This window comes from Pantoea sp. V106_11, from assembly GCF_029967885.1.
GTDB lineage: Bacteria > Pseudomonadota > Gammaproteobacteria > Enterobacterales > Enterobacteriaceae > Pantoea > Pantoea ananatis.
Genome location: NZ_JASCAK010000031.1, coordinates 243,853 through 262,973, shown reverse-complemented (window position 1 = coordinate 262,973; position 19,121 = coordinate 243,853). Strand labels below are relative to the sequence as shown.

The 19,121-nt window shown below is 56.3% G+C and carries 18 protein-coding genes; 4 read left to right on the top strand and 14 right to left on the bottom strand.

Annotated features, from left to right (window positions below; all coding sequences use genetic code 11):
* Positions 1–62 precede the first annotated feature (62 nt).
* The 3 genes from purC to dapA form a co-directional block, all read right to left on the bottom strand.
* On the bottom strand, positions 63–776 hold the full coding sequence (gene purC / locus QLG08_RS16545; RefSeq protein ID WP_014605296.1) for a phosphoribosylaminoimidazolesuccinocarboxamide synthase: 714 nt from the start codon (positions 774–776) through the stop codon (positions 63–65).
* 146 nt (positions 777–922) lie between these two features.
* Positions 923–1,954, bottom strand: coding sequence for an outer membrane protein assembly factor BamC (bamC, locus tag QLG08_RS16540; protein ID WP_015699760.1), 1,032 nt, complete (start codon positions 1,952–1,954; stop codon positions 923–925).
* 14 nt (positions 1,955–1,968) lie between these two features.
* Positions 1,969–2,847, bottom strand: coding sequence for a 4-hydroxy-tetrahydrodipicolinate synthase (gene dapA / locus QLG08_RS16535; RefSeq protein WP_014594282.1), 879 nt, complete (start codon positions 2,845–2,847; stop codon positions 1,969–1,971).
* Positions 2,848–2,990: 143 nt separating this feature from the next.
* Between dapA and QLG08_RS16530 the strand changes: the two genes are divergently transcribed.
* Positions 2,991–3,572 carry a glycine cleavage system transcriptional repressor gene (locus tag QLG08_RS16530; protein ID WP_089517136.1) on the top strand — a complete coding sequence of 194 codons (582 nt, stop codon included), beginning with the start codon at positions 2,991–2,993 and terminating at the stop codon, positions 3,570–3,572.
* A 142-nt stretch (positions 3,573–3,714) separates the two neighbouring features.
* A complete protein-coding gene (gene bcp / locus QLG08_RS16525; RefSeq protein WP_014605294.1) occupies positions 3,715–4,182 on the top strand; it encodes a thioredoxin-dependent thiol peroxidase in 468 nt (155 codons plus the stop codon).
* 37 nt (positions 4,183–4,219) lie between these two features.
* On the opposite strand, the gene QLG08_RS16520 is transcribed toward bcp, so the two are convergent.
* The 3 genes from QLG08_RS16520 to QLG08_RS16510 form a co-directional block, all read right to left on the bottom strand.
* Complete coding sequence (locus tag QLG08_RS16520; protein WP_013026686.1) at positions 4,220–5,290, bottom strand: AI-2E family transporter; 1,071 nt, start codon at positions 5,288–5,290, stop codon at positions 4,220–4,222.
* Between the two features lie 241 nt (positions 5,291–5,531).
* The gene (locus QLG08_RS16515; protein WP_105088641.1) at positions 5,532–7,487 is read right to left on the bottom strand and encodes a glycoside hydrolase family 127 protein; all 1,956 of its coding nucleotides are present in this window, start codon (positions 7,485–7,487) and stop codon (positions 5,532–5,534) included.
* Positions 7,488–7,497: 10 nt separating this feature from the next.
* Entirely contained in the window at positions 7,498–8,898 is a 1,401-nt protein-coding gene (locus QLG08_RS16510) for an MFS transporter (protein WP_028715448.1), read from the bottom strand.
* 248 nt (positions 8,899–9,146) lie between these two features.
* On the opposite strand from QLG08_RS16510, the gene QLG08_RS16505 reads away from it, so the two are divergent.
* Positions 9,147–9,965, top strand: coding sequence for an AraC family transcriptional regulator (locus QLG08_RS16505; protein WP_013026690.1), 819 nt, complete (start codon positions 9,147–9,149; stop codon positions 9,963–9,965).
* 52 nt (positions 9,966–10,017) lie between these two features.
* Here the strand turns inward: QLG08_RS16505 and QLG08_RS16500 are convergent, their stop codons facing one another.
* The 8 genes from QLG08_RS16500 to QLG08_RS16465 form a co-directional block, all read right to left on the bottom strand.
* A complete protein-coding gene (locus QLG08_RS16500; RefSeq protein ID WP_014594286.1) occupies positions 10,018–11,598 on the bottom strand; it encodes a sensor domain-containing diguanylate cyclase in 1,581 nt (526 codons plus the stop codon).
* Positions 11,599–11,753: 155 nt separating this feature from the next.
* Positions 11,754–12,584 (bottom strand): phosphodiesterase, encoded by an 831-nt coding sequence (locus QLG08_RS16495; protein ID WP_013026692.1) that lies wholly within the window; start codon positions 12,582–12,584, stop codon positions 11,754–11,756.
* Between the two features lie 11 nt (positions 12,585–12,595).
* Positions 12,596–13,582 carry an ABC transporter ATP-binding protein gene (locus QLG08_RS16490; protein ID WP_019106065.1) on the bottom strand — a complete coding sequence of 329 codons (987 nt, stop codon included), beginning with the start codon at positions 13,580–13,582 and terminating at the stop codon, positions 12,596–12,598.
* Positions 13,579–14,394 (bottom strand): ABC transporter permease, encoded by an 816-nt coding sequence (locus QLG08_RS16485; protein WP_014605291.1) that lies wholly within the window; start codon positions 14,392–14,394, stop codon positions 13,579–13,581. Before QLG08_RS16485 ends, QLG08_RS16490 begins: the two co-directional genes overlap by 4 nt.
* Positions 14,391–15,272 (bottom strand): ABC transporter permease, encoded by an 882-nt coding sequence (locus QLG08_RS16480; RefSeq protein WP_282473041.1) that lies wholly within the window; start codon positions 15,270–15,272, stop codon positions 14,391–14,393. Before QLG08_RS16480 ends, QLG08_RS16485 begins: the two co-directional genes overlap by 4 nt.
* The gene (locus QLG08_RS16475) at positions 15,272–16,294 is read right to left on the bottom strand and encodes an ABC transporter substrate-binding protein (protein ID WP_014605289.1); all 1,023 of its coding nucleotides are present in this window, start codon (positions 16,292–16,294) and stop codon (positions 15,272–15,274) included. Before QLG08_RS16475 ends, QLG08_RS16480 begins: the two co-directional genes overlap by 1 nt.
* Positions 16,278–17,303 carry a substrate-binding domain-containing protein gene (locus tag QLG08_RS16470; protein WP_013026697.1) on the bottom strand — a complete coding sequence of 342 codons (1,026 nt, stop codon included), beginning with the start codon at positions 17,301–17,303 and terminating at the stop codon, positions 16,278–16,280. The genes QLG08_RS16475 and QLG08_RS16470 overlap by 17 nt, the downstream gene beginning before the upstream one ends.
* A 105-nt stretch (positions 17,304–17,408) precedes the next feature.
* Complete coding sequence (locus QLG08_RS16465; protein WP_157179226.1) at positions 17,409–17,546, bottom strand: hypothetical protein; 138 nt, start codon at positions 17,544–17,546, stop codon at positions 17,409–17,411.
* A 109-nt stretch (positions 17,547–17,655) separates the two neighbouring features.
* On the opposite strand from QLG08_RS16465, the gene QLG08_RS16460 reads away from it, so the two are divergent.
* Complete coding sequence (locus QLG08_RS16460; RefSeq protein ID WP_013026698.1) at positions 17,656–19,119, top strand: M48 family metallopeptidase; 1,464 nt, start codon at positions 17,656–17,658, stop codon at positions 19,117–19,119.
* The last annotated feature ends 2 nt before the right edge of the window (positions 19,120–19,121 follow it).

Here is a 19,121-nt window from a genome sequence, read left to right as displayed (position 1 = left end):
CTTTACACCAAAATGAAAAAGGAGAGCCTGCGCTCTCCTTTTCGTGACTTGCTGAGCGTTACTCAGTCAAGTTTGACGCCCAGGCGACGGGCTACCGCTTCATAGGCTTCAATCAGGCCACCCAGGCTCTGACGGAAACGGTCTTTGTCCATTTTATCCAGGGTTTCTTTGTCCCACAGGCGCGCACCATCGGGTGAGAATTCGTCCCCCAGTACCACTTCGCCGTTGAACAGGCCAAACTCCAGCTTGAAGTCCACCAGAATCAAACCTGCCTTATCAAACAGATTGCTCAGTACGTCGTTGGCTTTATAGGTCAGCTCACGCATACGGGCCAGATTCTCTTTGCTGACCCAACCAAAGGTTTCGCAGTAAGATTCGTTAACCATCGGATCGTGTTTAGCATCGTCCTTCAGGAACAGGTCGAACAGCGGCGGGTTCAGCACAATCCCTTCTTCGACGCCAAGACGCTTCACCAGCGAACCGGCCGCACGGTTACGGATTACGCACTCGACCGGGACCATGTCCAGCTTTTTCACCAGCGCTTCGTTATCTGACAGCAGGGCTTCCATCTGTGTCGGGATGCCCGCTTCCTGCAGCTTCGTCATGATGAAATGGTTGAACTTGTTATTCACCATGCCCTTGCGATCAAACTGCTCAATGCGGGCGCCGTCGCCTGCTGATGTATCGTTGCGGAATTCAAGTATCAGCAGATCCGGGTTATCGGTGCTGTATACGGTTTTCGCTTTACCGCGATACAACTCAGCTCGCTTTTGCATCTTATTTAACTCCAAACATGAAAGATCCGGTTCTGAGGCAGGCATTTTGCGTTGATTGCCGTGACGCAATCGATTACCTCGTCTCGCGCTATTATGCCAAAAAACGAAATAAAAAGGCCGGAGAATCTCCGGCCTGGGGTAATTTTTTATTTGTTCATTGCGGCCTGGAACACTGCCACGAGCGCGTCGTTTTGCGCCTGCGTCAGCACATGGCCTTTAGGATCAATAAATTGCAGGCTGGTACGGTTGTCGAGGTCGCCAACCTGAACCTTGTAATCGCCGTTTGGCAACTCAGGATCTTTGGCGCCCACGCTGTCCCAGGTGCTGCTGCCCGGCGCTTTGTAGGTCACTTTCATGCTGCCGGTTGAGCGCGTGCTGTCGGTGACGTCCATTCCTACACGGCTCATGGCCGCAGGCAGACGCTGCCAGGCAACATTGAACGGCGTGCGTAACACCAGCATAGGCAGGCCGGTGTCGTCGGCACCGCTTTGCACATCAATCGCACCACTGACGCGGCCGGCGGCAGCGTTTTCATTCGCGGTGGCGATCTTGTCCATCCCTGCGGCGATGTCGTTCAGCATCTGCGCGGTATAACGCTGAATCTGCACTGGCGAGGTCACGCTGTTGCCTTCCTGCTGCAGCTCCAGCAGACGGACGGTCAGGACCTGCTGATAACTCTGCGACTGAACGCTGATTTGGTAACGACCACGGTACTGCTTATCTTCGTCTGCACGGTTCCACTGTACCCAGTCGGTGGTCAGCTGTTGTCCGGCGTCATTACGGGAAGCGATCGGGAAGTTATTAGACTGGACGACACCCACAACCTGCGACCAAATCGATCCGCGGCTGTTATCAAACATCAGCACACCAGTGTTATTACTGAACTGGGCGCGTGAGCCGTTCATCAGAGCCAGAGGCTGGGCCGGTGGACGAATATCCAGCTGCTTGCCAACCGGCGCTTTGCTGGTTGAAGGCGGAATATCGTATTCCCCGTTCTGGACAGGCAGAATCATGCCCGACGGTGCCTTCAGCTCCCGCAGACCACTGGCCTGCAGGTAGGACTCATCACCGCTGACCTGGCGTTTGTAACGCTGATCGTTCGAACAGGCCGACAATAGCATCAGGGTGGAAAGCCCCACCACTGTTGCAATCGTTGACCGCTTTACTGAGTAATTCATTCAAACTCCCTAAATTATCGCAAACCCGCTTTCACCAGCGCCTGCTCCACTTTCGGCTGTGCAACCGCAGTCAGTGGTGTCATTGGCAGACGCAGCGTGTCATTAGCGATTAATCCTAGCTGTTTTGCCGCCCATTTAACCGGGATTGGATTAGGTTCACAGAAAAGCGTCTGGTGCAGGTGCATCAGACGCTGATTGAGACGGCGAGCTTCAACGAAATTACCCTGCTGTGCGAGCCTGCACAGCTCGGCCATTTCGCGTGCTGCTATGTTAGCCGTCACCGAAATGACGCCTTTGCCGCCCAGTTGCATAAAGTCCAGTGCGCTGGCATCGTCGCCGCTCACCAGGATGAACTCATCATTAACCAGCTCTTGGATCTGGCTGACACGGGATAAGTTCCCCGTTGCCTCTTTGATTCCGATAATATTTTTGATTTCGGCGAGGCGGGCAACGGTTTCCGGCAACATATCACAGCCGGTGCGCGAAGGTACGTTATACAGCATTTGTGGCAGGCTGGTACTGTCGGCAATCGCTTTAAAGTGCTGAAACAGGCCTTCCTGCGTGGGGCGGTTATAGTAAGGTGTGACGGTGAGGCAGCCAATAACGCCAGAATTTTCAAAGCGTTTGGTTAGAGAGATGCCTTCAGCGGTGGCATTCGCACCGGTTCCGGCAATCACGGGAATACGCCCATCCGCCAGTTCCAGGGTTTGCAGCACGACATCACCATGTTCGTCATGGCTCAGCGTGGCAGACTCGCCGGTGGTGCCGACGGAAACGATCGCCGCCGTACCGCTGGCGACATGGTAATCAATCAGTTTTCTCAAACTCGCACGGCAGACATTACCTTTGTCATCCATCGGCGTAACGAGTGCAACAATACTTCCCGTAAACATTGGCGATCCCCTCGACAAACAAGTGCTTCATGGTACGTTTTACACTTAGGGAAAAGCAAGCAAGCTCCGCTATTCCCGCGCTTGTCAGCAGTTTTTTTTATGTTTACCTTATGGTTATTAGCAAATGCACAGGGAATCCTATTTTGCAGCAATCTCAACCCCACCACTTGGTGATCACCGCACTGGGTGTTGACCGCCCGGGTATCGTCAATACGATTACCCGTCACGTCAGCAGTTGCGGTTGCAACATCGAAGACAGTCGCCTTGCCATGCTTGGGGATGAATTCACGTTCATTATGCTGCTGTCCGGTAGCTGGAACGCCATTACGCTGATTGAGTCAACGCTGCCGCTTAAAGGCGCAGAGCTGGAGCTGCTCATCGTGATGAAACGCACCCATGCGACCGCCCGCCCTCCGATGCCGGATACGGCGTTTATTCAGGTCGAAGTCGCTGACTCACCGCATATTATTGAGCGCTTTACGGATTTAACGGACAAGCACCTGATGAACATCGCTGAACTGGTGTCACGCATTCAGCCAGCCCAGCACGACAGGCCCGCTACGCTCTATATTCAGATGACGGCGCACAGCCCGACGCGGAGCGATGGTCCGGCCTTTGAACAGGCCTTTAATGAATTATGCCAGGAGCTTAACGCGCAGGGTTCGTTGCGTCTCTACAGCCTGAGCGATGCCGATAATCGTGAACTGGCCGCACCTGGCAGGTAAAGACGAGCGCCCCCGTGACTGTTCTGCTACGTTAAAAGTGCAGTCAGGTGAGGAATACGTCTGAAACAGATAATTTTCCATTTGGCAGTTTCTCGCCTCTTGGTGTATTAACCACAGCATGAACTCAAAATGGAGAGATGTGATGAATCCACTGAAAGCCGGTGATACCGCACCGAAATTTAGCTTGCCCGATCAGGATGGCGAACAAGTAAATTTAGCCGACTTCCAGGGGCAGCGTGTTCTGGTCTATTTCTATCCAAAAGCCATGACGCCGGGTTGTACCGTGCAGGCATGCGGTCTGCGTGACAACATGGATGAACTTAAAAAAGCTGGCGTCGAGGTGCTGGGGATCAGCACGGATAAACCCGAAAAGCTGTCACGTTTTGCAGAAAAAGAGCTGCTTAACTTCACGCTGCTGTCGGACCAGGAGCATCAGGTTTGCGAGCAGTTTGGCGTCTGGGGTGAAAAAACCTTTATGGGGAAAACCTACGACGGCATTCATCGCATCAGTTTCCTGGTGGATGCGAATGGCAAAATCGAAAAGGTGTTCGACGATTTCAAAACGTCAAACCACCACGACATCGTGATGGACTACCTCAAGTCAGCCTGATGTCTTCAGGGCGCGGCATCGTCCGCGCCCTGAACGTTTAGCGACTCAGCGTTTCATCCAGCGGGGCTTCAGGCCACGCGTGCACCACCGCCTTGACCAGGGTGGCGAGCGGAATCGCAAAAAACACGCCCCAGAATCCCCACATTCCGCCAAAGATCACCACTGACAAGATGATCACCAGCGGATGCAGATTGACCGCTTCTGAGAACAAAATCGGCACCAGCACATTGCCGTCCAGTGCCTGAATCACCAGATAGACGGTTAACAGCGTCCAGAACTCGCTATCAAGCCCCCACTGAAACAACCCTACGCCAATAACCGGAATGGTGACCAGCATCGCGCCGATATAGGGGATCAGAACCGAAACCCCCACTAATACGGCCAGCAAAAGCGAGTAGTTAAGGCCGAGGAACATGAAAGCCAGCCAGCTGGCGATCCCGACCACCACCATTTCCAGCACCTTGCCGCGAATGTAATTAGTAATTTGCTGATTCATCTCCTGCCACACTTCCCCTGCCAGCCCGCGATTGCGCGGCAGCACGCGCCGAACGGCGTTCAGCATCTGCTCTTTGTCCTTCAGCAGGAAGAACACCATGAGCGGCACCAGCACGAGATAAATCATCAGGGTCATCAAGCCTACCAGCGAGGCCAGGGAATATTTCACCAGCGAATCGCCTACCCCGCTAAGACGACCGCGCAGGTTTTCAACGATGACGTCAATGATGCCCGCATCGACCAGGGCGGGGAAACGTCGGGGTAAACCCGCCGCATACAGATAGAGCTTGTTCAGCATGTTGGGCAGATCCCGCGTCAGGTTGATGCCCTGCTGCCAAGCGACGGGGGCGACAATCAAGACCAGAACCAGCAGAATCCCGGCAAACAGCACCAACACGATGCTGGTCGCCCAGCTCCGCGTACAGCCAATGCGTTGCAGCCGTACCGTCGGCCATTCAAGCAGGTAAGCGAGAACCAGCGCCACCAGCAAGGGCGCCAGCAACCCACTCAGAAAGAAAAGAATGCAGAATCCCGCCAGCAGAATCACCAGCAGGCCAATCGCCTGCGGATCGCTAAAACGGCGTTTGTACCATTGAATCAATAAAGCCAGCATGCCGTTGGGTCCATAACGTCAAAAAGGGCCATGATTGTACCGGATATTCTGGTGCGGGAAAGATGTGAAAAGCAGTCTGTGGCCTGACAGCTTTCGTTGACCCGGCGATGGCGGGCCTGCACGGCCCTGTTAACGGGAGTTTGAACCTGGCTGAGGCGGTCCACTGGCAGGCGAATCGCCACCGATTCTATTCACAGCGGGCCGAACGCCTTTCCGGCCCGCTGTCGGTCAATGTTCTGGGTCAGGCTTCGTTTACCCAAATACGCATCTCCCCTTCTCCCCGGTTCGCCCAGCAGAACCAGGGGATAAACGTTAACGTCTGGCTCTGCGGTGCAGCCGGTGCGCGGTCGTAGTTCCACAGCGGCTGTTGCGCTGGCTCGTGGGCGGTCTTTTTCACCCCTTCAGCCTGGATTACTACCTTGTGCGCAAAGACGCCCTTCCCTTCAAAGGTGTTGAACGCCGCAGACGCAGGCAGCCATACATTGTGTAACTGCTCGCCATTATCGGCCTGCTCCAGGCAGTAGACTATCGGCCCGCGCTGGACAGCCACCTTACCCGCCACGTGACGCACGAGCGGATTACCGTACACCCGGCGCACCGGCATCGGAAGCGTTAGCGTGAGCGTGTCGCCCTCCTGCCAAATCCGTTCAATGTACAGGTAGCCTTTGCGGGCGCGATCCGTCACCACCTCACCGTTACAGCTCACCTGCGGCGCCTCGCACCAGTCAGGCAATCGTAACGCCAGCGTATGTTTTACGGGCTGGGTGGCATCGACAGAAATCGTGACCGTTTCCTCCCAGGGAAAGTTACCGCTGATACGGATACCCAACGTGCGATCGCCGACGGGCACATCAACCCGGTTGCCGACGTAGAGATTGATAAAGAGCGCATTCTCGTGCGGCGTATAGATATAGTGACCGAGCGAGGTCAGTAAACGCGCGATGTTCGGTGGGCAACAGGCACAGCCAAACCAGCGCTGGCGCACTGGTTTCACATGATCGTAAAGATGGTTGAAATGCAGGGTTTTCGGCTGCACCTCCAGTGGATTGACGTAGAAGAAATGTTTCCCGTCCAGCGCCATACCGCCCAGTACCGTATTATACAGCGCGCGCTCCATTACGTCGGCGTACTGGCTGTCGGCTTCCATTTCCAGCATACGTCTGGCAAACATCATCAGGCCAATGGACGCGCAGCTTTCGGCATATACCGTGTCATTGGGTAAATCATAATCGCTGCTGAACGCCTCACCGCTGCTTTGGGAGCCGATTCCGCCGGTAATATAAAGCTGCCGCTGAGCCATGTTGTGCCACAGCCGCAGGCAGTCCTGACGCTTTCCTTCGTCCTGACTCAGACGCGCGAGGTGCGCTACGCCGGTCATCAGATAAACAAACCGCACCGCGTGGCCCACTGCGTGCTGCTGTTCGGCAAGAGGCTGATGCGCCTGGCTGTAAGCCTTGTCCTTCACCATCCATGCCGGGCCATAGGTATGCCAGTAGGAAGTCTGACCGCGTTTCTCGTACTCAATATCATAGAAGTGAGGCTGGGTGCCGCGCTGCGTGACAAACGTATTCACCAGCGCCAGATAGCGTGGTTGCTGAGTCACTTCATACAACCGCATCAGCGCCAGCTCGATCTCGGGATGGCCAGGATAACCGTGCAGCTGATGCTCCTCAGGGCCAAACACGCTGTCGATATGGTCGGCGAGCCTGCACACCACCTCCAGTAAACGGCGTTTGCCGGTCGCCTGATAAAATGCCACGCCCGCCTCAATCATGTGCCCGGCGCAGTAAAGCTCGTGGCACTCAGCAAGGTTGGTCCAGCGATCTTGCGGCGCTTTCACGGTGAAGTAAGTGTTGAGATAGCCATCCTCGCACTGCGCCGCCGCGATCAGCTCAATCACCTCATCGGCCGTTTTCTCCAGTTCCGCGTCAGGCTTCTGGCAAAGCGACCAGGCCACCGCCTCCAGCCATTTCGCTACATCGCTGTCCTGAAACACCATGCCATAGAATTCCCCGTCCTGCTGGCCAGCCGCGATGCGAAAGTTTTCGATGGCATGGCTGGGATCGGCTTCCTCGATCCGATCGTTAAGCGCCTCCCACTGATAAGGAATGACCACCTCCCGCACCAGTTGTTGATACTTACCGAGAAACGGATCGTGGATAGTCAGCTTATGCAGATCGACTTCATTGACAGACATCTTACTCTCCTCAAGACGGAACATGGCGAATACGCAGGTCGTGGGCGATCTGCGCCATCATCGGGTTAGTGAGCTTGCAGGCGCGGATGGTGAATGCCAGCAACAGGTGGAACAGCGCCGGTAACAGGGTTTCCGTGGCGGTAATACCGTGCAGGGAGGCAGCCGTCTGATTGCCGATCCCTGGCTTATAAGCCACGATGACAAACAGCAGGCTGATAATGACGGCGCTGGAGGCCCAGGCAAGCTTGATAAAGAACAGGTTAAACGCGAAATTCATGCCCGACGAGCGGACACCGTTTTTCCATTCGCCGTAGTCATCAGCAAAGGCCATTAGGGCAAAATGCAGCGGCAGAGTGAACCCGAGGATGATGCCATTACTGAGGATCACCACCAGCCACAATATCTGCCATGACGGCCCGACCGGCAGGAACCACATCATGACTGCGAGTGCGGCCAGCACAAGGTTGGTCCAGTAATACAGCCGGACGGTGTCAATCCGCCTGGAAAGCGGGTTCACGATCACCGATCCTACAATGGAGGCTAACGTCACCATGGTAAAAAACAGCGACGTGAAAGCCGTGCTGCCCTGTAACACATAGGTAATGAAGTACATGTAGCCGCCGCCGCGAATGTTAAACACGTTAATCAGCAAAAAAGACATCACCAGCATCAGCAACAGCTGATCGTTTTTGCGTAGCCCGGCCAGATGCTCACGCAGGGTAAATTTGCCCAGGCTGTCCAGCGGTACGCGCTCGCGGACCCAAAAGAAGCAACACAGGAACATCACGACCGCCAGAGCGCACAGGATACCGACGCCAGACTGATAGCCCAGGGCCGCATTACCCTTACCCAACACCGCGACCAGCCACGGCAGCCCTACCGAAACCAGAAACCCGGCCACCCCGCACAATACAAAGCGCCATGACTGGCAGGCCAGCACTTCTGTGTGGCGGGTGGTCATGGTGTTGATCAGCGCGCAATAGGGCACGTTGATGGCGGTATAGCTGACAGAGAGCAGCAGATAGGTGGCAAACGCCCAAACAATTTTCATGTCCATGCTGACGGCGGGCACGGTGAACGTCAGCGCACCAATGAGGCCAAGGGGAACGGCCACCCAGAGCTGCCACGGGCGGAAGCGCCCCCAACGACTATGGGTTCTGTCGGCAATGACGCCCATCACCGGATCGGAGACCGCGTCAAACACGCGCAGCACCATAAACAGGGTGCCGACCAGCGCGGGCGTTAAGCCAAACACATCGGTGTAGAAAAACGTCAGGAAGTTGGTGATCAGGCAGGTGATCACCGTGCCACCGGCGTCACCCAAGCCGTAACCTATTTTCTCTCGCAGGGACAGCGCACTCTGCGTAGCCGACGGGCTAAGATCGGCCTGAGCGATAGTCGTAGAAGTCATTTAAAATGCCTCATGCAGGACAGAGAGGATTGCCCGCTTTATGCCGGGCTTATTGGTGTTTTAGCGCTTAACCCGATTTATTTTGTCAGGAATCCGTTCACCAACAAGAGCACAAAAAAGTATAAAAACGGGGTAATTCCGACCTGTGAAGCAAAGTGTGAACTGGATCAGGTACATGTCTTTTTTTTAGTTAATAATCAGAGAGAAAGACATCAATTACCTCCGTAGCAGCGGGAAAATGAATAACGATGTTCGAATTATCCATAACGTTTCCGATACAGGTGCAAAATGGCGGGCTGTTTATTTCGCGCGGCGTGGGAACCCATCCTGCACGCAGGCTGACCTCCTGGGAGATCATTTTCGTTGAACGCGGGCAGTTAACGATTCGGGAGGATGGCGAGCTGTTCAGCGTGCAGGCGGGCGAAAGCCTGCTGCTGAGGCCAGGGCATTTGCATGTGGGAGAAGGGATTTTTCCGGCCGATCTGAAATTTTACTGGCTGCATTTTGACTGGCAGAAACAGCCTGAGCAGCATGGCTTACACCAGGCACTGCTCCACCTTCCCCAGCATACGCGCGTTGGCGATCCGGCCTATATCATCGCCCTGTTCCGGCAGTTCCTCAGCGAGCAGGAAAACATTCATCGCAGCGTCGCACTGGAGTGTATTTTACTGCTTATACTGCAGCAGCTCGCGGCTCCGGCGCTGCACGAGGATGTTGTCGACAGCCCCGGCGTTGACCTGGCCTGGAAAGCCAATCAGCTTATTCGCACGCAGTATCACCTGGCGCTTTCAACCTCCACGCTGGCGAAAACGCTGCATTGCAATGCCGATTATCTGGGACGTGTTTACCGGCGCGTGTTTCGCCTGACGCTGACGGAAGCCCTTCACCGGCAGCGCGTATTAATGGCAGAAAAGCTGCTGATCGGCGATAAGCTGCCCTTAACCGAGGTAGCGCGTCAGTGTGGGTTCAATGATGTGGGCTATTTCCGTCAGATATTCCGTAAGCATACAGGCTTAACACCTGCCAGCTGGAAGCGACGCTACTGCCGCGAGCATATCAATTCCTGATGGCTCGCCCGGATTGCCGGGCGGGCCAGAAACCGTTAGCGCACAGTCTTGATCAAGAGGCTTTTACGCGTTTGGCAACCACGGTGCAGTTGCGACCGCTGTTCTTAGCCTGATACAGGGCATCGTCAGCCCGCTTCAGGCTGCTTTCCAGCGGCGGCCGCCGGGCATCCCACTCCGCTACGCCGATGGAAATCGTGATATGGCCGACCGCCTCGATAGCGTTATCCGCGATGCTGATGCGAATGCGCTCGGCCGTCGCCTCAGCCTCTTTCAGAGGCGTGTTAGGCAACAGCATTAAAAACTCTTCACCACCGTTACGGCAGACCACATCCGACTGCCGGGCGCTCTGTCGTAGCGTCTGCGCCACCTGCCGAATCACCCGATCGCCGACGTCGTGTCCCCAGTTGTCATTGACGCTTTTGAAATGATCGATATCCAGGGCGAGCACGGCAAAAGGCTGGCGCATCGTCTGGTAGTAATCGAGTACCGCGTTAAGCCCGCGGCGGTTGAGTAACAGCGTTAGCGAATCGGTCTGCGCTTCCGAACTCAGCCGACCAATTTTGTCCTGTACCAGCCCAATACCGGTTAACAGCGCCCGTTTAACCTGGGCGGCCTCAAAGTACCATGCCCGAATGCCGCCAATTTCGTAGGTGGCGCTTGAGGCATCAATCTTGCTGGCCTTGCGGGCCAGTTGCCAGAGCGGCATGGCAATCATTCGTGCCAGAATGACCGCCACCAGCAAGGTCAGCAAGGCAAAGGGCACTGAATGCTTCAGGACTTTCAGGAGCAACCCCGACAGCGGTTGCAGCGTGACGTCGACAGGTTTCAACGCCACCACCATCCAGCCCGTCGTGGGGACGATGGCGTAGCCGGCCAGCCGGGTCGGTTTGTCGGGCTCAGTTAAGACCAGCGAGCCGTTATCTTTTTCCTGACGTTCCCGATCGCTCATCAGTGGCGACATGGTTTTGCCCACCATCTGGCGGTTCTGGTGATACAGCACCTGATTATCGCCGTCGAGAACAAATACGCTGGTGCCGTCGCGATAAAACTGTTCACCCAGCAGCGCATTCAGAATACTTTTCTTTTTCAGGTAAATCGTCCCGCCAATATAGCCCAGATAGCGTCCCTGGTTATTCCAGATGGGCCATGAGACAAAAATCAGCAGGTTATTGGCGGCAGAGAGTGTCGGTCTGCTAATCAGCGGTTGCCGGGTCTGCAGCGCTTCGCGGGCCGCATCGCTGGTCAGATGCATCCCGGTCAAGGTCAGCGATTCGGGAGATATTGCGCGCACCGTACCCGTTTCATCCACCACGGCGACCGAGTTAAAACTGTCGGTCTGCTCACGTAGACGGTTCACTTCCGCTTTGAGCAGTGCCTCATTATTGAAATCTTTTCCCAGTAAATTAGCACTGAAGTGCAACTGGGACTGCGCCAGCCGGAAAAAGACTTCGCTGGTGGAGGCCAGTTTGGCAGCGTAAGCGCGGTTGGCTTCCAGGGTGCTGTCGATCAGCACCATGCGTTGCACGCGCCAGGTTGCATATAAATTATTGGCAAGCGTGATGACTATGCTGGCAATAACCAGCAGCGCAATAAGCGTGCGTAAGTCCGCCCGGGGACGGAAATTTATGAGCATGGCGGGAACGCCACAGTGCAAAGATTCATTTTGCTGTGCCTGACTCTGTTGTTTTTATCGTGATTGCGGTCCTACAGCGTGTAAGTTTACACGCTGTAGGACAATTTGAGCAGGTTTAAGCGCGGCATTAACCAAAAAGTCAGCCCGTATGGCTTTTAATCGATTAACCCGTTTTGATCATAAAAGGGCCAGGGGCCATCATAGTCTCCAATCGCACACTGATGCGTGGTCATTCCCTGCTGCGGATGCCAGCGATGCAGTAAAAATCCTGCCGGTTCCAGCATGAAGTTTGCCGGGCCATCCGGTTGCAGATCCAGCGCAACCTGATGAGACACGCCGGGGGCAATGCAGGCCAGCGTACCGGCAAAGCGGGTCTGAATCGCGCGGTGTACATGGCCACACAGCACACGTTCGACCTGCGGATGACGACTGACGATCGCCGCCAGCGCAGCAGGGGCGCGTAAACGCTGGCGATCCATATGATCGATACCGCAGACAAAGGGCGGATGATGCAGCATCACCAGCGCGGGGCTGTCCGGTGACGCGGTCAGTGCGGCATCCAGCCAGTCAAGCTGCTGTTCATCAAGCTCGCCCCACGGCTGCTGCGGCACGCTGGAATCGAGCGCCAGTAGCTGAACCCCCTTAACCTCCCGTTGCCAGTTGAGCGTCGGGCCCTGTTGCAGATAGGGATGATCGGGAAACGCCGCCCGTAGCGCCTGGCGATCGTCATGATTTCCCGCCATCAGGTAAAACGGCAACGCCAGGGTGGCCAGCGCCTGCCGCAGCGTCTGATACTCTTCTGCCGTACCAAAATCCACCAGGTCGCCGGTTATGACCACCGCATCGGGCCGGGGCGTCAGGCCATTCAGGGTTGCGATCGCCCGTAACAGGGCATTATACGTATCGACTTTTTTATACGACAGACGACCGTGCGCTTTAATATGCAAGTCGCTGATTTGAGCAATCAGCACAGGTTTAACGGACAAACGTTGACTCCTTAAAGGGTAAATTCGAGTGCGGCCTGCTCAGCCAGCGACCAGCTCACTCGCTGCCCGGCGTGCCAGGTTTCCCGTGCGTGACGTTCAACCTGAATCGGCTTGTCCAGCCCGATATCAATCATCAGACGTTGAGACGCGCCGAGAAAGGTGCTGGCAACAATGCAGCCGTGCTGCGCATAGCGGCCTTCGTCTGCCAGCAGCACATCCTCTGGTCGACAAAAACGCACCGGATGGCCTTGATCGTCACGTGCGATGCAGTTAATCGCGCCAACGAAATCCGCCACAAAACGCGAGGCCGGACGCTGATAGATGGCCTGCGGCGTATCGATCTGCACCAGGCGCCCCTGCTCCATGACGGCGATACGATCGCCAAGCGCCATAGCTTCCTGCTGATCGTGAGTGACATACACGGCGGTGATAGCCAGCTTTTTTAACAGGCCCCCGATTTCCAGACGCAGACGCTCACGCAGTTTGGCATCCAGCGCCGCCAGCGGTTCGTCAAACAGCAGCACTTTAGGCCGCGCCGCCAGCGCTCTTGCCAGCGCCACGCGCTGTTTCTGCCCGCCGGAGAGCTTGTCGATATGACGATGTGCCAGTGACGTGAGATCGACCAGTTCCAGCATCTCGTTGACCCGGGCCTCACGCTCGTGGCGCGGAATGCCCTGCACTTTCAGCCCATAGGCTACGTTCTGCGCCACGTTAAGCGTGGGAAACAGGGCGTAGTTTTGAAACACCATTCCTACGTTACGCTTCTCAATAGGCAGGTCGGTCACGTTGCGATCGTCAAACCAGACTTCACCCGGCGCGTCAGTGCTCTCCAGCCCGCTGATAATGCGCAACGTGGTCGTTTTGCCACAGCCGGACGGGCCCAGCAGAACCAGGGTTTCCCCTGCGCGTACGCTAAGATCCAGTGGGTGCAGCGCCTGATGGTGATGAAAGCGACGCGCACAGCCGCGTAGCGTGACGTTAACCGCATCAACAATCATGCTTTTTCCTCCCTTGGTTGTTGGCGAGACTGGCGTTCAAGCCAGTGATTACAGGCGTTGAGCATCAACAGCAGCGGTAGAATCATTAAAATAAAGATCAGGGTATAAGCAGAACCGACTTCCAGCCGCATCGAGGCGTAGCTGTCGGCCAGGCCCACTGGCAGGGTTTTGGTCAGTGGCGTATGCAACATCCAGGTGATATTAAATTCGCCTACCGATAACGTAATTACCATAAAGGCCCCGGCGAGAATGCCGTTGCGGCAGTTGGGAACCACCACAGTGAAAAAGCGACGCCAGAAGCCGGCCCCGAGACTGGCGGCAGCCTCCTCCAGTCGGGGCAGCTGTATCGCCTGCATCACCGCCAGTACCGGGCGGATCATAAACGGCAGCGTAAAAAGGACGTGACCAATTAGGATAAACACCCAGCTGTCACGCAGGCTGCTGAACTGGCCATACAGCAGGATAATGCCCAGTGCGGTGGCCAGGCCCGGAAGCGCCACCGGCAACATCAGGCACTCTTCAATGCGCGATGCCCAGCGAGAGGGCGATTTCAGTAAGCCCCAGGCGGCCGGTACGCCGATCGCCACGGTGACGATCAAGCAGCTGACAGCAATGAGCAACGACAGCCAAAAGGTGTCGCTGTACATCTCCCAAACCTGCGCCACCCATTTCAGCGTCAGTCCGCTGCGCAGGCCAACAAAATAGTTCTGCGTCACGCCCGCCAGCATCGACAGGATCACCGGCACAATCATGAACAGTGCAGTCAGTGTGGTGATCGCGACCTGCAGGTAAAACAGCCCACGGCGCTTCATGATGACGGCTCCTGTTTTGACTGGGTGAGTACGCGCGCCAGCATTAAGCCAGCCCAGGCGACAGCGCCCATGACCACCGATAACGCCGCCGCCGTGGCGAAGTTAGCGTAGTTGGTGAATTCGCCATAAATGGTCAGCGGCAGCACACTCAGGTCGGTTCCCAGGGTAAACGCGGTGCCAAATGCGCCCATACTGGTGGCAAAGCAGAGCGCACCGCTGGAGAGCAGCGCCGGTTTAAGTCCCGGCACGATCACATCCCAGATAATGCGCCACTGGCTGGCGCCTAACGAACGGGCGGCTTCTTCCAGCGAGCGATCCAGTTTTTCACTCGCGGCCACCAACGTCACAATGGCGCGCGGCAGCGAAAAGTAGAGATAACCAATGAACAGCCCTGTGAGTGAGTAGGCCAGCGTCCAGCGCTCATCAAACAGGCTCAGGCTGATCTGCGCCAGCACGCCCTGTCGTCCTGCCAGCATCACCACTAAAAACCCCACCACCACGCCGGGAAACGCCAGAGGAAAGGTCAGCAGTGCCAGCAGAGTGCCGCGTCCGGTGAAACGCTGGCGAGCGAGGAAGCACCCTACGACGGTGGCGATGACCAACGTCAGTAGCGTTACCGTCAGCGACAGCAGCACGGTATTCACCAGGCTTTGCAGATACTGCGGCTGGGTAATTACCGTCCAGTAGCCACTGTGATGTGTGCTGCGATCCGGCGTCATGCCCATCTGTAATAATCGGGCAAAAGGTAACAGCCAGAACGCGGCAAAAAACAGTAAGGCTGGCAGCAGCATCCATGGCCAGTTTGCCTCCTGCTCGCGTCGGCGTGACCGGTGGCGCGTTGCGACCGGTAAATCGCTGCGGGCGTCAGACGCTGCCATTACCGAATCTCACTCAGATAGCGGGCAGAGAAGGCTTTCTGTGCATCGGCCATCTGCTGATAGTCCACGGTATGCGCGCGCGCGTAATCACTGTCTGGCAGGAAGCGCTTTTTGGCCTCGGCAGACATGGCTGAAGGCCGTACCGGGCGCAGATAGGCATTGGCCCAGATGGCCTGGCCTTTATCCGACAGCACGTAGTCCATGACTTTTTTGCCGTTAGCGGCGTGCGGGGCGTTTTTCACCAGGCTGATGACATAAGGCACCGTGACCGTCCCTTCCTGCGGGATCACGAACACCACATTGGCATGATCTTTATATTTGGCGCGATAAGCGTTGAAGTCGTAATCCAGCAGAATGGGGATCTCGCCGGAGATCACCCGGGCATAGGCCGTCTGTTTCGGCACGACAGGCTTGTTCGCCTGCAACTTTTTAAACCAGGTCAGCGCGGGAGTGAAGTCCTGCATACTGCCGCCTTTGGCCTGATTCACCGCCACGGCGGCCACGTAACCCACAAACGCACTGGCCGGATCGAGATAGCCCACCATCCCTTTGTATTCTGGCTTCAGCAGATCGTCCCAGGATGTTGGAATGGGTGCACCGCCCAGCGCATCTACGTTGACCATAAAGCCCATCGTGCCGGAATGCAGCGCAACCCATTTCCCTTCTGGATCTTTCATGCCTGCCGGCACCTGATCCCAGTTGGCCGGCTTATAGTCAGCAATCACGCCTGCCTGAGCCGCCTGAATACCAAAGCTGACGCCGTAATACACCACGTCGGCAACGGGATTATCTTTCTCGGCGACCAGTTGAGCCAGCGCCTGCCCGGAGTTCTTGTTGTCCTGCGGCACCACAATGCCGGTATCTTTTTTGATGGCCTGAAGCTCGGTCGCCCAGTCTGCCCATTCAGGTGGACAGTTGTAGCAGATAGCATTCTCAGCAGCCTGCACCAGCTGGCTGGAAAATGCACAGGCGGTGAAGAGCGCCGCCCTGGCAAGCACGGTGATTTTATTGTGTGTAGACATGATGGTTCCCTGATGTTGACGAATGAAAGACTGCAGCGATGCTCTCGCCTGAACGCAACCAGTGGTCCAGCAGGCACGAGTCATCATGAGAGGGTTGAAGAAGCATATCGATGGCACAGGCACCTAACCGATCGCTGGGCTGTACCACGCTGGCCAGCGAGGGTGAAAGCTGTTCGCCTATAGCAATGCCGTCAAACCCCATGACCGACAGCTGGTGCGGGACCTGAATGCCGGCACGGGCGGCCGCGCCCAGCAGGCTGATCGCCAGGAGATCGTTACTGCAGATGACGGCGGTCAGTGGGTCCGGGCTGTTGATCAGCGGTAAAAGGGGCTCGAATCTGGATTGGGTATGGCTGGGCATATCAATTAGTGCCCTCGGGACAAATCCTGCCTGCTGCATCGCATCGCAATAGCCAAGATAACGCTGACGGGCACGATCCGACTGCAGCATCGGTCCCGCCGCCATCACGATATGCTGATGACCCAGCGCAATAAGGTGCGCCGTGGCTTCGGCCATTGCGCGACGGTTATCGACATAGACGCAGCGCCAGTTTTGCTGTTGCGGCACGTTATGCGCCAGAACAAAGGGCATTCGCGCCTCTGCCAGCGGGGCTAATACGGTGCTGCTGTCCGCGTCGGAGACGGTCAGCACCATGCCCGCGACGCGCTGGCGCAGCATATGTTCAATCATGGCGGCTTCACGCTCTGGCTGGTAATCGGTCGTGGCCACCAGCAGGCCATAGCCCGCCAGACGCGCCTGTTGCTCCATGGCCTGAAGCTGCAAGGCAAACACCGGGTTACTGAGCGAAGGCAGCAAAACGCCCAGCGTCGTGGAGCTTTGCGTACGGAGCTGGCGCGCAATGTGGTTAGGTCTGAAACCCAGTTGCTCCGAGGCCTCCAGCACTTTTTTCAGCGTGCCGGGCTTAAGCAGATGGGGATCGGAAAAGGCACGCGCCGCGGTTGCTCGCGAAACGCCGGCCAGAACCGCCACGCTGATTAAATCACTCATTTCCCCCCCGGTTAATCGATAATGAGATCGATCTCATTGGCGCTTAACCTAACGGGGTTGTGTGACATCAACATCACGGGAAGATGACATTGCGGTGACAGCGGTTCACCACGTTGTCAATGCGCGGGCAGCACGACGAATGCCTTTTGCTGACTGCTGATACAGGGCGGTTGGGGTTGGCAAGCACCCGATAAGCCCGGAAGGGGCAATGCGCCGATCCCGGCTGCCACAACGCCATTTCATTCTTCCCTGGCTGTGGTTAAGATACGAAGACCGTAGCGCTGTTGATGAAAAAACAGAACATTTCCGCTGCTTACCTGTCCAAATCAGGGATTCATTACAGGATTAAGGCATGTTGAACCGGTTTAAAAAGACGCTGCTTGCTGCGCTACTCCCTGCACTAACGTTATCCGGCCCGTTGACCGCCCGTGCGGATATCAGTGATTCGCTGCCGGATATGGGAACCACGGCAGGATCGACCCTGTCGATTAATCAGGAGCTCCAGATGGGCGACTTCTACGTCCGCCAGCTCCGCGCCAGTGCTCCGCTGATTAACGATCCTTTGCTGAATCAGTACATCAACCAACTTGGGCAGCGGCTGGTTTCGCATGCGGACGCCGTTAAAACGCCCTTCCACTTTTTCCTGATTCAGAACGATGAGCTCAACGCCTTCGCCTTCTTTGGTGGCAACGTGGTGTTGCATGCGGCCCTGTTCCGTTTTACGGATAACGAAAGCCAGCTGGCCTCAGTCATGGCCCATGAAATCTCCCACGTCACGCAGCGCCATCTGGCGCGGGCAATGGAAGATCAAAAACGTAATGCACCGCTCACCTGGGTGGGCGCGCTGGGTTCAATTTTACTGGCTATGGCCAGCCCACAAATGGGCATGGCCGCATTGACCGGCACGCTGGCCGGCACCCAACAGGGGATTATCAGCTTTACCCAAAATAATGAACAGGAAGCCGATCGCATCGGTATTCAGGTGTTACAGCGCGCCGGTTTTGACCCGCAAGCCATGCCCAACTTCCTGCAAAAACTGGCCGATCAGAGCCGCTTTTCTTCGAAGCCTCCGGAAATCCTGTTAACCCATCCCCTGCCTGACAGCCGTCTTGCCGATGCGCGCAACCGTGCGAACCAGATGCGTCCGGTGGTGGTGCAGTCGTCTCAAGATTTTTATCTGGCCAAAGTGCGGTCATTAGGCATGTATTCGACTGGCCGTAACCAGTTAACGGACGAACTGCTTACGCAATATGCTAACGGTAATTCCCGCGAACAGCTGGCCTCGCAGTACGGTAAAGCTGTGCAGTTCCTGCAGGCTAAAAGCTTTGGTGAGGCGAAAAGGATCGTGGCACCGTTACTGGCGAAACAACCTGAAAATGTCTGGCTGCTGGACCTGATGACTGACATTGATATCGGCCTGAATCAGCCGCAGCAGGCGATAGCGATGCTGACCGCGACCCAGGCGTCAAAAACCAGCCCGGTCGTCCAGTTGAACCTCGCTAATGCCTATGTGGAAGCGAAACAGCCGGCGAACGCCAGCCGCATTCTCAACCGCTATACCTGGACTCATAAAGACGATACCAACGGATGGGATCTGCTGGCCCAGGCTTCCGCGCAGCAGGGGCTGACAGATGAGGAGCTCTTTGCCCGCGCCGAAAGTCTGGCGCTGAGCGGCCAGCTGGATCAGGCCATTAGCGCCCTAAGCCGGGCCAGTTCACTGGTGCCGCTCGGCAGCCTGAAACAGGCCCGTTACGATGCCCGCATCGACCAGCTACGCCAGCTCCAGCAACGCTTTAAGCAGTATCAACGAGGATAAAC

What these genes read in the sequence shown, in the direction of transcription:
- purC (WP_014605296.1), bottom strand. Translation starts at nt 776, where the DNA reads ATGCAAAAGCGAGCTGAGTTGTATCGCGGTAAAGCGAAAACCGTATAC.
- bamC (WP_015699760.1), bottom strand. Translation starts at nt 1,954, where the DNA reads ATGAATTACTCAGTAAAGCGGTCAACGATTGCAACAGTGGTGGGGCTT.
- dapA (WP_014594282.1), bottom strand. Translation starts at nt 2,847, where the DNA reads ATGTTTACGGGAAGTATTGTTGCACTCGTTACGCCGATGGATGACAAA.
- bcp (WP_014605294.1), top strand. Translation starts at nt 3,715, where the DNA reads ATGAATCCACTGAAAGCCGGTGATACCGCACCGAAATTTAGCTTGCCC.
- QLG08_RS16520 (WP_013026686.1), bottom strand. Translation starts at nt 5,290, where the DNA reads ATGCTGGCTTTATTGATTCAATGGTACAAACGCCGTTTTAGCGATCCG.
- QLG08_RS16515 (WP_105088641.1), bottom strand. Translation starts at nt 7,487, where the DNA reads ATGTCTGTCAATGAAGTCGATCTGCATAAGCTGACTATCCACGATCCG.
- QLG08_RS16510 (WP_028715448.1), bottom strand. Translation starts at nt 8,898, where the DNA reads ATGACTTCTACGACTATCGCTCAGGCCGATCTTAGCCCGTCGGCTACG.
- QLG08_RS16505 (WP_013026690.1), top strand. Translation starts at nt 9,147, where the DNA reads ATGTTCGAATTATCCATAACGTTTCCGATACAGGTGCAAAATGGCGGG.
- QLG08_RS16500 (WP_014594286.1), bottom strand. Translation starts at nt 11,598, where the DNA reads ATGCTCATAAATTTCCGTCCCCGGGCGGACTTACGCACGCTTATTGCG.
- QLG08_RS16490 (WP_019106065.1), bottom strand. Translation starts at nt 13,582, where the DNA reads ATGATTGTTGATGCGGTTAACGTCACGCTACGCGGCTGTGCGCGTCGC.
- QLG08_RS16485 (WP_014605291.1), bottom strand. Translation starts at nt 14,394, where the DNA reads ATGAAGCGCCGTGGGCTGTTTTACCTGCAGGTCGCGATCACCACACTG.
- QLG08_RS16480 (WP_282473041.1), bottom strand. Translation starts at nt 15,272, where the DNA reads ATGGCAGCGTCTGACGCCCGCAGCGATTTACCGGTCGCAACGCGCCAC.
- QLG08_RS16475 (WP_014605289.1), bottom strand. Translation starts at nt 16,294, where the DNA reads ATGTCTACACACAATAAAATCACCGTGCTTGCCAGGGCGGCGCTCTTC.
- QLG08_RS16470 (WP_013026697.1), bottom strand. Translation starts at nt 17,303, where the DNA reads ATGAGTGATTTAATCAGCGTGGCGGTTCTGGCCGGCGTTTCGCGAGCA.
- QLG08_RS16465 (WP_157179226.1), bottom strand. Translation starts at nt 17,546, where the DNA reads ATGAAATGGCGTTGTGGCAGCCGGGATCGGCGCATTGCCCCTTCCGGG.
- QLG08_RS16460 (WP_013026698.1), top strand. Translation starts at nt 17,656, where the DNA reads ATGTTGAACCGGTTTAAAAAGACGCTGCTTGCTGCGCTACTCCCTGCA.